At 61.3% G+C, this 12,461-nt stretch carries 13 protein-coding genes; 3 read left to right on the top strand and 10 right to left on the bottom strand.

Features of this window, described 5'->3' with window-relative positions; translation table 11 throughout:
• Positions 1–342: 342 nt before the first annotated feature.
• Positions 343–555, top strand: coding sequence for a hypothetical protein (locus DCM79_RS17975; protein WP_257175624.1), 213 nt, complete (start codon positions 343–345; stop codon positions 553–555).
• Positions 556–734: 179 nt separating this feature from the next.
• Here the strand turns inward: DCM79_RS17975 and DCM79_RS17970 are convergent, their stop codons facing one another.
• The 4 genes from DCM79_RS17970 to DCM79_RS17955 form a co-directional block, all read right to left on the bottom strand.
• Complete coding sequence (locus DCM79_RS17970; protein ID WP_257175623.1) at positions 735–941, bottom strand: hypothetical protein; 207 nt, start codon at positions 939–941, stop codon at positions 735–737.
• Between the two features lie 178 nt (positions 942–1,119).
• Positions 1,120–2,775, bottom strand: coding sequence for a recombinase family protein (locus tag DCM79_RS17965; protein WP_257175622.1), 1,656 nt, complete (start codon positions 2,773–2,775; stop codon positions 1,120–1,122).
• A gap of 123 nt (positions 2,776–2,898) precedes the next feature.
• A complete protein-coding gene (locus DCM79_RS17960) occupies positions 2,899–3,126 on the bottom strand; it encodes a hypothetical protein (protein ID WP_257175621.1) in 228 nt (75 codons plus the stop codon).
• A 159-nt stretch (positions 3,127–3,285) separates the two neighbouring features.
• Positions 3,286–3,531, bottom strand: a complete 246-nt coding sequence (locus tag DCM79_RS17955; RefSeq protein ID WP_257175620.1) for a helix-turn-helix domain-containing protein — start codon at positions 3,529–3,531, stop codon at positions 3,286–3,288.
• Positions 3,532–3,708: 177 nt separating this feature from the next.
• Between DCM79_RS17955 and DCM79_RS17950 the strand changes: the two genes are divergently transcribed.
• Positions 3,709–4,224, top strand: coding sequence for a hypothetical protein (locus DCM79_RS17950; protein ID WP_257175619.1), 516 nt, complete (start codon positions 3,709–3,711; stop codon positions 4,222–4,224).
• A gap of 163 nt (positions 4,225–4,387) precedes the next feature.
• Here DCM79_RS17950 and DCM79_RS17945 read toward each other — a convergent pair whose 3' ends face one another.
• The 4 genes from DCM79_RS17945 to DCM79_RS17930 all read right to left on the bottom strand — a co-directional run bounded on the left by DCM79_RS17945 (position 4,388) and on the right by DCM79_RS17930 (position 8,936).
• A complete protein-coding gene (locus DCM79_RS17945) occupies positions 4,388–5,245 on the bottom strand; it encodes a DUF5681 domain-containing protein (protein WP_257175618.1) in 858 nt (285 codons plus the stop codon).
• A gap of 154 nt (positions 5,246–5,399) precedes the next feature.
• Entirely contained in the window at positions 5,400–6,686 is a 1,287-nt protein-coding gene (locus DCM79_RS17940; protein ID WP_257175617.1) for a DNA methyltransferase, read from the bottom strand.
• 82 nt (positions 6,687–6,768) lie between these two features.
• Positions 6,769–7,179 carry a hypothetical protein gene (locus tag DCM79_RS17935; protein WP_257175616.1) on the bottom strand — a complete coding sequence of 137 codons (411 nt, stop codon included), beginning with the start codon at positions 7,177–7,179 and terminating at the stop codon, positions 6,769–6,771.
• Between the two features lie 533 nt (positions 7,180–7,712).
• A complete protein-coding gene (locus DCM79_RS17930; RefSeq protein ID WP_257175615.1) occupies positions 7,713–8,936 on the bottom strand; it encodes a phenylacetate--CoA ligase family protein in 1,224 nt (407 codons plus the stop codon).
• A gap of 86 nt (positions 8,937–9,022) precedes the next feature.
• Between DCM79_RS17930 and DCM79_RS17925 the strand changes: the two genes are divergently transcribed.
• Positions 9,023–10,177 (top strand): AGE family epimerase/isomerase, encoded by a 1,155-nt coding sequence (locus DCM79_RS17925; RefSeq protein ID WP_257175614.1) that lies wholly within the window; start codon positions 9,023–9,025, stop codon positions 10,175–10,177.
• Positions 10,178–10,189: 12 nt separating this feature from the next.
• Here DCM79_RS17925 and DCM79_RS17920 read toward each other — a convergent pair whose 3' ends face one another.
• The gene (locus tag DCM79_RS17920) at positions 10,190–11,029 is read right to left on the bottom strand and encodes an ABC transporter ATP-binding protein (RefSeq protein WP_257175613.1); all 840 of its coding nucleotides are present in this window, start codon (positions 11,027–11,029) and stop codon (positions 10,190–10,192) included.
• Between the two features lie 146 nt (positions 11,030–11,175).
• Positions 11,176–12,459 carry an ABC transporter substrate-binding protein gene (locus DCM79_RS17915; RefSeq protein WP_257175612.1) on the bottom strand — a complete coding sequence of 428 codons (1,284 nt, stop codon included), beginning with the start codon at positions 12,457–12,459 and terminating at the stop codon, positions 11,176–11,178.
• Positions 12,460–12,461: the final 2 nt, after the last annotated feature.

The following is a 12,461-nucleotide window of genomic DNA, read 5'->3' as shown; positions in this document are numbered from 1 at the left end:
GTCCCGATTGGACGGTTCTTGCAGAACTGCTAGTATCTATTCGAAGTTCTGGGGTTTGCATGAACTACATTTTTCCGCTGCTGGCACTAGCCATCACCGTGGGCCTGTTTGTGCTCTATGCGATGCTGCGGCCGTATTTGCATCGATCTCGGCCGGCCGATGAGATCCTTCACTGGCCTGATACGGGCCTGAGATAGGCAAGTAGGCCGTCAGGTCTGCCATTGTGGGTCGGCACACGACGTTGCCGTCGGAAGTCGCATCGAAAAACCCGAAATTGAAGCTTGCATCGTCGGGCAAAACACCGGTTTATGGGGGGCTGGTCCAGTAATGGGAGCCCAGCCGATGGCCGACGAATGCAAGGCGTTATCTGATCTGCCGGAATTAGCCAAGCTCAACGGGGAATTTCGCAAGAACTATGGAAGGCTTCTCGGTGCATTCCTGTATCTGCGTTCGATTAGCGCCGCCCGCGGACGGTCCTGGTTCTGGACCGCTTTGCTTTCAGCCATTTGTTCAGCGGCACTGGCGTGGCTGGGGAGACGGGGCGTCGCGTTGTGAGCCGCAGATTTCAGGCTGAGTGGCAATCGACGACGTCGACCCGTATGGCTTCGGCCATACTCCCCCGCTGCGGAGAATCATGGACGGTGGTGCACTCAGGCATGAGCAATGTTCTAAGTGCTATGACGAGTTCTCGTCCGCAAAGCGCTAGGATGTAAGCTTCTGCGCGCGAGGCTGAGCTAAACCATTCCGCCGAAGTCGATGCCTTCCTTTGCGAGCTCCTCGGCTTCCTCGGCGGAAGCGGCCGGCTTCGTATCAAGGTATGGGTGCTCGGAAGCCGGCAGGATGGTGCGAATATTCTGGCCATCCGCCCGCGTGATACGGGCAGTCCAGCGCTTATGGCCGTGCTCAACTCGCTGGATGTGGTACTGCTTGTACGTAATCATAACTCTCTAACGCAACTGTCTTGAGACCGGTTGTTCTTTTAGCCATAAGGGATGCCGCCGCACAATAGATCTTAAAAGTTTCGTTAAGATCGCACGGAACCGGCAACCCCATGAGATCGAGGGTTCAAAGAAGACCCACCGGTCTGGGAGCGGGTAGGAAGAATGCAGATCACCGGAGTCAGCGGCGGCGTCCGTGAGAAAGTCTGGTTTTGGACGGCGTTGCCCTCGGCTTGCCCTGCGCACCCGGCGCGGCTTGGGAGGTGGACCGCGCTCCCGCAAGCCGGCGGGCGATGGCCTTAACGAGGCCAGTTGCGGTTTTAAAGCGCAGAATTCCTCGTCGCGCTCGCGCAGCTTCGGAAAAGCGGATCGTGCGCTTCACTTTGCCGTCCGTCGGCAACAGTACGTAATCGAGTATGGCCTTGTTGTGCTCTGACAGGCGGATCGCCGCGATCCAGCCATCGGGAAGGCAAGCCTCGCGCTCGATGCTCCAATGCGGTGCATGGCTGGGCTTTCGGCGGGGTGTCCACCGGGCGGCCCTGACGGATAGACAGACTGTCCGGTTTACACGTAGGCAATCGCTCCAGCCGCCCGAACTGACGTGCCCGCCTGCCGCCTCAATCGCGGCGGCCGCTTGTTCGACAAGCTTTGCCCTGAGCTTGGACCAAACAGGACGAGCGTCCAGGAATTCGTAATTCCGCTTCGGAGTGTAGCCGAGCAACCGATAAAGATTTCGAAAATTGCCGAAGTGCGTTTGACATGTTGCAGAGCAGGGGAGCCCCGCAGTTCGATCGATGATGGCGGGCGTCAAGCGGCCTTCTTTGATAAGAGTTTTGCGCAACCGAACAAGCATCTCCTCCTCCGTAAGATCGACGCGCCGCTCTTCGATAATCTTCCTGACGCGGATGAAGAGCTCGCGATCGATGATGGGTTCGATGCAGCCCTCGCTTCTGATCCATTGTTCGGGAGGATTTTTCACGGCGGCCTGCCGCAGTTTCTGGGACTTTCGATTGAAGATGAGGTTTCCGATATAGCTCTCGTTTCTGAGAACAATGCCAACGGCGGCGCGAGTCCATGGCGCGCCCGTACTCGAGACGAGCTCTTTCTGATTGAGCTCCCAAGCGATGACCGTCTCCGACCTAACCTCCAAGAACCTTCCGAAGATCCACCTGACGACAGCGATCTCCATCGGGTCACCCGGTCTTATGCGGATGTGGTCGGTGAGGATGTATTTCCGCTCTCCCTTCTTCATCACTCGTCTGGTTTTCATATTTTCGTCGACGAGCTCCCGCACCAGCGCATAGCCGGCTCGGCCGCATGGCTTATAGCCGAGCCGCGCAAGCCGACATTGGCCGGCGTAGACCTTTGCGGAAAGCTCCCGGCTGTATTCGGCCGCCATCACTCGCTTGATGTTCTTGACGATGCTTGCCAGCATGCTCCCATCATTCTCGAACTGCTCCGCGCAATAGGCAACCTTGATGCCGGCGCGTCTGCACACGAACTCGTAATGCGCGCTTTCGTCAACGTCTTGAAAGCGTCCCCATCGGCTGACGTCGAAGACCAGGAGATGGCCAAAATCCGCCTGTTGGTTCTCGACATCCTCGAGAAGTTGAAGAAGCCCTGTCCTGTTCTTGATGAGAAGTCCGCTCTCACCCTCGTCCTTATAGGTTCGGACCAGCGTAAGGTTGTGGGCGTGCGCATATGCAGCGATGACAGCGGCCTGATTCTGGATTGAGTACTGCTGCCGGTCGGTCGACATGCGGACATATTGGGCTGCACGAACATTGAGCAACGCTCTTGGCAGATGAGCCCTGTGAACGATGAGCGCCGTACTCATTCTTCACCTCATCCCACGCGGGACACGGGGAAATAGAACTCCTTCGGCTTCAACTCTTCAAGACGGATCTTGTGACGGCGTGCCGAACCCGTTGTTGCGGGTGCGAAGGAATTTGGATTGGCGCTAGAGGTCCGCCGTGATCATTCGGCCAAGCAGCGCAACAGCGTCGTGAAGGCGATCCGCCTCGTAAATGAGTTGCTCAATGCCCATGGAGACCCGCACTGCTTCCTCGATGCTGCCGGCCTCGGCACACGCCTGCGCCGCCTTGGCGATGCGTTGGGCTTCCGTGAGCTTGGCCTGCATCTCCCCGAAGCACGCCTTGATCACCGGTGCGATAGCTTGTGGATCCATTTATCCGCTCGCTGCATGGTTGGTGGACCATGCACGCTCTGACCCGCCGCGAAGTCCAGTGGATTTCGAGCGATTTTTTGGACTCAATGAGGGTGTGTTGGAACGCAGAAGGATACGGACCGCCCGCATGGCGCTATCGGAGCAGACTTGTCTGGCTAGCTAGCGTGTCTTGGTTTGCAGGAACCGGCGCAATAGTTTGATTGGGTCGGCCCCCAATGCCTCGGCAATGACGATGAACTCAATCACGTCCAGACGGCGCTCTCCGCCCTCATATTTCGCGACGAAGGACTGCGGTTTGCGGAGCTTCTTGGCCAAGGCCTGCTGACGCATACCCGCTTTATGTCGCGTTGCGACAAGAAGGGCGATCAGGCGGGCATACTCGGCGGATTTGAGGGACTTTTCCATGGCCGCCGGGGCTTTGCGATTCGGCGGCAGTCAATTTGATCCCGTATCGGGATTATCCCAAAATAGGATCGTGTTAACCGTCCGGTGTGAAGCTGAGCGACGGGGCGCGCTGTGCGCTGGACTTGTGCGGCGGGTGGAGCGCAACTGCAGGCATCGTTGAACCCAAGGAGTTTCACAGTGCTACTCGAACTGAATCAGAATCCCACCATGCCCCATTCCTACGCCTCCAGCGTTCGGGAGCAGGCGATTTTCCATCTCTTGCTCGGGGAACTCATGGCCGCACGTTGGCGGCAGGGCCTCCACGATATCGAGGTGCTCAAGAGCGAGGTCGATCGGGGTGGCTACGATATTGTGTTGGAAGCCAATGGGGTGCTCCGGCACATCCAGCTGAAGTCGACCTTCTCCGGCTCGGCGGTCCGGCACGTGACGGTCAGTACGCGGTTGCTTGATAAGCCCAGCGGCTGCGTCATTTGGCTCGAGGTCAACCCGCGCACGCTTGCGTTGGAGAGTTACCTCTGGTTTGGCGACCGACCGGGAATCAAGCTGCCCGATCTGGGTGCGAGGGTCAGCAGGCATTCGCGCGGCGACAGAGGCGGACAGAAGGCTGAACGCCCTATGCATCGCGATTTGAGCAAGGCCTGTTTTGAGCGCTTAAGCGGAATAGATGAGTTGCTGATCAGGCTGTTTGGCTAGCGCCGAGTGGTGGCTTGCGGGAGCCGATCGCTCGGCTCTCCGCTATCCGAACCGTCCGGGTCAAATTCATTGCAGGATCCGCAGTGCGTGAGGTGTGCGCCTTCACAAGGGAGCATCCGCAGCTCCGGGAAACCCGTCTCGAACGTGTTCGGAGCGTCGACGACTAGCTCGCAGGCTTTTTGGGCATTTCAACGATGCTCGCGCCATAGAAGGCCAGGAGTTCGTCCGTGGTCTCGAAGCGGTTGCGGGGCATGAGCAGAGGCTTACCTACCTTGGCAGGATCGTCGCGATCGAGGAATTCGCCGCCTTGTTCGGCCAAGCGGAAAATGTTGCTGAAGGCTGCTGTATCGTTTTGCAAAGCCGCGTTGCAGTTCTTCAGGATAATGAGTTCAGCCAAAGTCACAATGCGGCTACGGCCATCTTGATTGATTGTCTTGCGCTCGGTCACAAGCCGCTTGAATCGCGCGATCATATTTTCGTCCTCCGCAACGGAGATCTTGCGGCGGGGCGTCGAAGCGCTGTTCCTGATCTCGGGCTCAGGGCTGCAAGACCCCGGTTCTCTCGCGGGTTCGTGAACTGCTTCGCTGGTGCCGGCCTGGGTTGCCTTTTCCGCTGCGTTCTTTCGCTTCCACGCCTCGTAGCTCTCCGGAAATTCCGAGGGAGTGTGATCGTCGTAATAGATGATGTGGGGATGCTTCGAGGTCTCCTTGCGGAAAAGCCCGGCCTGGTGCATCAACTTCAGGAAGATCCGGAACGCGGTTGCATTCCCTTCAAGCGCTCCCTTCAAAACTCGCCGCAGATATGCCTCTCGTGTCGAGATCTTGCGTCCATCCTTTAAAGTCTGAGGGCTATCAAATATGTCGCGGATCAAGATCCCCTCGGGCCGCTTCGGTCGCCCCTTTGGGTTGCCTGATCGACCCTTCGGAAATCTCGCATGCCGCGGCGGACGCTTATAACCGACTTCATAAGGCGCCTGTATTTCGTCAAGCGTTTGAGGGCGAGTGGAGTCGATGTCATCCATTTGGTTTTTCCGAGGTGGGTTGCCGGGTCACAGAGCGTACTAGCACCTCAGATCCAAGCCGGCGCTCACGACAATTGCTGCGCGTATCAGCGCAGACTCGATGCCGCCGAGTGGCACCTCGTCTTGAAATGGCGAGCCTTTCAAAACGAGTCGATCAAGCCGCCCGGAGCTCCGCGAGCTCCTCAAAGGTCTCCTGCATGGGATAAAGCAAAGCCTTCTTTCCGGTGTACTGCTCCCAACGCCGAACCGCGACATCGACGTAAGCCGGGTCGAGCTCGATTGCGCGGGCACAGCGGCCGGTCTTTTCCGCCGCAATCAGAATCGTTCCACTGCCGCAGAAAGGATCGAGCACGATCTGGCCACGCTTGGAGCAGTCCTTGATGGCGTCGGCCACCATGGCCACGGGCTTGACCGTCGGGTGCAGCTTCAGCTCCTCCAGGCGACCGGCCTTCATGGTGGTTGCGCCTTCGTAATCCCAGACGTTGGTTCGATAGCGGCCGTGCTGACCGAGTTCGAACGTGTTGATGTGTGGGGCTGAGCCGCTCTTCCAGACGAACACCAGCTCATGCTTGGAGCGATAGAACGATCCCATCCCTGCGTTGGTCTTGTTCCAGACGCAGAGGTTCTTGAGCTCGGAGTAATACCGATCGCCTGCCTCGAACATTTCCCTCATATGCCGCCAGTCCATGCAAATCTGGTGGATCGAGCCGTCCGTTGAGTAGTGGGACAGCAGCCGGAAGGTCTTTGACAGGAATGCGGTGAATTCCTCCTTGCTCATCTCTCCGGACGCCATGGCGAACTCGCGATGCTTGATCGCGCCCAGGCCCGATACGTTACCGCCAATGCGAACATTGTAAGGGGGATCGGTGAAAATGAAGTCGGCCCGCTCGCGATCCATCAGGGTTTCGTAGACCGCGCGATCGGTTGCATCGCCGCAAAAAAGGACGTGCTTTCCCAGCCGCCACATATCCCCGAGCCGGCTGACCGGCGGACCTTCACCGCGCTCCGGGATCCGGTTCTCCGGCTGCTCGCTTTCGTCGTCGAAGTTTTCGATAATGCAGTCGACCTCGGCGGCTTCGAAGCCCGTCAGATCGATGTCGAATCCCACGTCAGCGAGCTGCTTAAGCTCGATTGCAAGGAGCTCGTTGTCCCAACCTGCCTTTTCGGCAAGGCGATTGTCCGCAAGAATGTAGGCCCTCTTATCGGTCTCGCTGAGATGCGAGAGGCGAACACAAGGGACCGTCTCGCGATTGAGCAGGCGCGCCGCTGCAAGACGTCCATGGCCTGCAATCACCTGGCCATCATCATCGATCAGAATGGGATTGTTAAACCCGAACCGTTCGATGCTCTGTGCGATCTGCTTGACCTGCTTCGTCGAATGGGTGCGGGCATTTCCAGCGTAGGTCTTCAACATGTCAATTGAAAGATGCTCGATCTGCATAAGTTCTCTCCTTTAGAGTTCTTGGGGTTTGCCCCGAGGAGAGGTTTTTGCAGACCGAGCTTTGAAATGCGCTCACGGAAAATCAGGGATGGCGGGTCGTGCGACCCTGCGGAAACTGACGCTCGATCTCCGCGTCAAAGTCCTCTGAATTCCTGCGGTCTTCTTCGGAAATGCTGCGAAGCTTCCACAAGGTGTGCTTGTTGCGGAGAGTCGTCCAGTTAATGTTCGGAAAGCGCTCTCCCGCCCAATCGGTCAACAGCTTGTATGCCCGCTCGCTGATAGCCTCATGATCAGCAGTGCGCTTCTGAGCCACGGGACGTGCCTTGAGCCGCCTGCACAGCCAGGGATAGATCCGATCGACCTGCTCGAGGGTAAAGTCCTCCAGTGCAGGATGGTTGGGCGGGCGACCGCGGCCCCTCTTGGCGGGAAGGTCGTGCCGGACGAGCCAGGGTGGGTCGTCGCGGAGCTGCTGCTGATCAAACGGAATGCCCATGTGGCACGCCTCCTCTTAGGGGTGGTTGGAACGGAGACGCTAGCTCAAGATGGCGTTTCCCCGCAGCGCGGCCGGCCGCGTTGGTAAACGCTCAAAACCCGATATTGCGGATTCGGAGGGCTATGGGGGTAGCGGGCGAGTCCAATTGACGAATGTAGAGGGCCCCTATCGCATTCTCGAATTTGTCACAAAGCGGTGACAAGCAAGCCGGCATCGATGTTACCGAAGGGCTGTCGGCACGGGGAGCTTCGGGCCGCGCCGTCGTGGAGAGCTGGCGAGCCAGGGGGTAGCGTTCGCGAGTCCACTTTCCTCCTGCCCGCGGGTGAGCGATGGGCTTCCCTGCTCGGGTCTGCAAATTCCCTGATCTAGGACCAGAAATTCCCTGCAAGTGATTTGGAATTGCCTGTTATTTTCCGCCTGCTGCTCAACGAAAGGGGTGTAAGTGCCGGGAATTACGGAGGTTTTGCGCGCGTGGGCCCTTTTTAGGCGGCCGTTGTTTCGCAATATTCGCTGTTACGAGATCAAGGTTGGCTCTACCGTTCGTCCGCGATCACCTTGCCGTCGTTCGGCAGTGCGCCGGGGCTGACCAGTTCGACGGCGCCACCGAGCTTCGTCACTGCGCGCAAAGTTCCGGCGATCTCCTCGCGTAGCGCCTCGCTCGCGGTCGCCGTTTCCGCTCTCAATGTCATCGCGTCGGTCTCGTCCTGTCGTGTCACCACGAGGCGCAGTCTTCCGAGCGAGGAATGACGCTTGCCGATCTCGGCGATCTGCTCGGGACGCACGAACATGCCCTTGACCTTCGTGGTCTGATCGGCGCGGCCCATCCAGCCCTTGATGCGCATATTGGTGCGCCCGCATTTGCTCGGACCTGGGAGAGCGGCGGTGAGGTCGCCGAGCGCAAGGCGGATCCAGGGATGATGCGGGTCGAGCGACGTTACCACGATCTCGCCGACGTCGCCGGGCGCCACGGGATCGCCGGTGCCGGGCTTGACGATCTCCAGGATCAGGTCCTCGTTCACGATCATGCCCTCGCGCGCCCCGGTCTCGAACGCAATGAGGCCGAGATCGGCGGTGCCAAAGGCCTGGTAGGCGTCGATGCCGCGCGCCTTGATCTCGGCCTGGAGCGAGGGCGGGAACGCGGCCCCGGAAACCAGTGCACGCTTGATCGAGGAGACGTCGCGGCCCGAGCTCGCCGCCGCATCGAGCAATATCTTGAGGAAGTCCGGCGTGCCGCTGTAGCCGACCGGGCGGTAGGCCTCGATCAGCTCGAATTGCTGCTCGGTATTGCCGGGCCCTGCGGGAATCACGGCGCAGCCGAGCGCGCGCGCCGACGCGTCGAAGATGAAACCGCCGGGGGTGAGATGGTAGCTGAAGGTGTTGAGGACGATGTCATCGGGCCGGAACCCGGCCGCGAACAGGGCCCTTGCGCCGCGCCAGGGATCGGCCTGCCGTCCCTCCGGCTCGAAGATCGGCCCGGGAGAGGTAAAGAGGCGGGCGAATGATCCGGGGGGCGCCGCGACGAAGCCTCCGAAGGGCGCAGAAGCCTTGTGCAAAGCGGGCAGTTCCGACTTGCGCAGCACCGGCAGGCCGGCCAGCGCGGTCCTGGAGGCCACGGCGGCGGGATCAAGGCCCCTCAGCCGCTCGGCGTAGGCCGGTGCGGCCATCGCGGTGCGCAAGACCTCTGGCAGGCGGGAGAACAGATCGGCCTCGCGGGCTGCCGGCTCGCGCGTCTCGCGGGCATCGTAATGGGCGGTCATGGCTGTTCTTTCCGTGTTGGCATCCGTTGCGCGCCGCCACCGGCATGGGTATCAGACCGCCATTGTTGAGGCCTGGAGAGGACCCGATGGCGGACATGGGAAGCGTTGCGGCGGCGAATGAGGCTGCGGATGTCGTGGCGCGCCTGAAGCTCCGCATGGTCGACGAGGCGCTGCCCCTGTGGTCGACCGTCGGCTGGGATCAGGCTACCGGCGGTTTCATCGACCGGCTGCACCGCGACGGCACTGCGGATGCGGCTGCGCCGCGGCGCGTGTTCGTTCAGGCCCGGCAAATCTATTGCTACGCCAAGGCGGCGCAGATGGGCTGGTATCCTGAGGGGCGCGCAGTCGCGCTGAAGGGACTGGAACATCTGCTGGCCAAAGCCAAGGCGCCCGACGGCCGGCCCGGCTTTGTGCACCGGCTGACGCCGGACGGGACGGTGCTGGACGGCCGCCGCGATGCCTACGACCACGCCTTCATCCTGTTTGCCCTCGCGACCGTCTACGCGCTCGACCAGGACGCGCAGGTTCGCGCCGAGATCGATGCGCTGCTCGCTTTCCTGGACGGCCATCTCCGTTCGCCGCATGGGGGCGTGCACGAAGGCCTTCCGGTCTCGCTGCCGCGCAGGCAGAACCCGCACATGCATCTGTTCGAGGCGATGATCGCCTGTTTCGATGCGACCCACGATCTGTCGTTCCAGAACCGCGCTGGCGAATTCTTCGCGCTGTTCCTGGCCAATCTCTACGACAAGCAAAAGCGCATCCTGACGGAGTATTTCGAGGAGGACTGGTCGAAGATCCAGCCGGTCAGCGTCGAGCCGGGCCATCAGGCGGAATGGGTCTGGCTGCTGAAGGGGTTCGAGCGCATCACGGGCTGCCCGACCGGGCAGCGGCGCGCCGAACTCCTGGCGACCGCGCTGCGCTATCGCGACGAGACCACGGGCTGCCTGATCGACGAAGGCGACGACGTCGGCAACATTCGCCGCAGCACGCGCCGGCTGTGGCCGCAGACCGAGATTGCGAAGGCGTGGATCGCGCAAGCCGAGTCGGGTGAGGCAGGGGCGGCGGACGAGGCCCGCGCGGCGCTGGTGCGGCTCGAACGGCATTATCTCAGCCATCCCGTGAAGGGCGGCTGGTACGACCAGTTCGATCGCGACGGCAAATCGCTGATCGACACCATTCCTGCGTCGTCGTTCTATCATGTTCTCTGCGCGGTCACGGAAGCGGAGCAGGTGCTGGGCTAGGCTTCTTGTGGATCACAGCCAGCGCTTGCGCCGCTTGAAGCTCTTGAGGTTCTTGAAGCTCTTGCGCTGGTCGCCGGCGCCGCCGAGATAGAATTCCTTGACGTCCTCGTTGTCGCGCAATTCGTCGGCACTGCCGTCGAGCACGACCTTGCCCTGCTCCATGATGTAGCCGTGGCTCGCCACCGACAGCGCGGCGCGTGCGTTCTGCTCCACCAGAAGGATGGTGACGCCGAGGTCGCGGTTGATCTTCTGGATGATCGAGAACACCTCCTTCACCAGCAGCGGCGACAGGCCCATCGAGGGCTCGTCCATCAGGATCATCTTCGGGCGCGCCATCAGCGCACGGCCGATCGCGAGCATCTGCTGCTCGCCGCCGGAGAGATAGCCGGCGAGGCCGGTGCGCTCCTTCAGGCGCGGGAAATAGTTGAAGACCATGTCGAGGTCGGAATCGACCTCGCGGTCCCTGCGGGTGAAGGCGCCGAGCTTGAGGTTTTCCAGCGACGTCATGTCGGCGACGATGCGCCGGCCCTCCATCACCTGGAAGATGCCGCGGCGGACGATCTTGTCGGGATCGATGCCGTTGATGCGCTCGCCCTCGAACAGGATCTCGCCGCGGGTGACTTCGCCGTCCTCGGTCTTGAGCAGCCCCGAGATCGCCTTCAGCGTCGTCGACTTGCCGGCGCCGTTGGCGCCGAGCAGCGCCACGATCGCGCCCTTGGGCACGTCGAGGCTGAGGCCGCGCAGCACCAGGATGACGTCGTCATAGACCACCTCGATGTTGCGCACGGCGAGGAGTGGAGGCGCGGCTACGATGCTGGGGGAGGGACGCTCGATCTCGGCCGTTTCACTCATGATCAGCTACTTTCTCGGTGTCGTCACCCGCGAGGGCGGGTGACCCAGTATTCCAGAGACGCCTGACGTTCCCCCGAAAGGCCGCGGCGTACTGGATCCCCCGCCTTCGCGGGGGATGACAGTCCTGGGTTCGGCAAATGCTCGGCTCACCAGCCCAGCAATTCCGGCTTGCGCGGCAGCTCGACGGTCTTGACCTTCTCGAGCTTGATCGTGCCCTTGGCCATGAGATCGTTGAGGTCGCCGTCGGTCGCGCCCGAGATCTTGGTGCGATAGAGATCGACCTTCAGCGTGCCGCGATGGTCCTTGTCGGTCCAGGTCGAGGGATTGCAGACGCCTTCCATTCCGGCCGGCACCCAATCCTTCTTCTGGTAGAAGCCCTTGGCGACGTTCTCGCCGGTGGCGCCGCCGTTCTTTGCGGCCCAATCGATCGCTTCCTTCATGTACATCGCGGAGCAGACGGCCGCGACGTAGTGCACCGGGCGATAGACCTTGCCGGTCGGGTCGGACATCTTGGAGATTTCCATCACCGTCTTCATGCCGGGCGCATCGCCGCCCCAACTCACCGCCGTGCGCAAGGGGAAGATCACGCCGTTGGCGGCGTCGCCCGCGGTCTTCGCAGCGTTCTCGTCCATGCCCCAGACGTTGCCGAGGAACTGAATTTCGACGCCGGCAGTCTTGCAGGCCTTCATCACCGAGATGTTCGAGGCGGCGGTATTGCCGAGATAGGCGTAGTTGGCGCCCGAGGATTTCAGGCTCAGGCACTGCGCGCTGTAGTCGCCCGGTGCGAGCGCAAAGACCAGAGGCGGCAGCACCTCGAAGCCGAGCTCCTGCGCCATCGCTTCCCCGGCGGCCTTCGGCGCGTTCGGATAGGGATGGTTGGCCCCCATGTGCACGAATTTCGGCTTGCCGGATTTGCCCTTGGCCTTCCAATCCTCGGCGGCCCACATCAGCATTGCGCGCAGCGCGTCCGAATAGCTCGGGCCATAGAAGAAGTTGTAGGGCGCGGGCTTGGCCTTGCCGCTGATGCCTCCGGGATCGGTGAGTGCGGCGGCATAGGAGCCGGACATGTCGGGGATCTTGTCCTGGGCGAGGAAGCCGGTCAGCGCTTCGGTGTCGGCGGTGCCCCAGCCCATGATCGCGGCGACCTTGGTGTCCGGCGCCGACCACTTCTTGTAGAGCGCGATGGCGCGCGGCACCTGATAGCCATAGTCGTTGGTGTCGAGGTTGAGCTGCTTGCCGCCGACGCCGCCGTTCTTGTTGACCCAGCCGAAGGTGTCGGCGACGGCCTGGCCGAAGGGCGTGCCGACGTCGGAGGTGCCGCCGGAATAGTCGGCGAGGTGTCCGATCGCGATCTGCGCCTGCGCGCCGGTCGAAAATGCGGCGATCGCGATCGCGAGCGATGCGGTGCTCAAAAGGGACTTCATGGTCATGG

Origin of the sequence: Bradyrhizobium sp. WBOS07, from assembly GCF_024585165.1 — a bacterium.
Lineage (GTDB): Bacteria > Pseudomonadota > Alphaproteobacteria > Rhizobiales > Xanthobacteraceae > Bradyrhizobium > Bradyrhizobium japonicum_B.
This window is presented reverse-complemented; position numbering and strand designations above follow the sequence as displayed.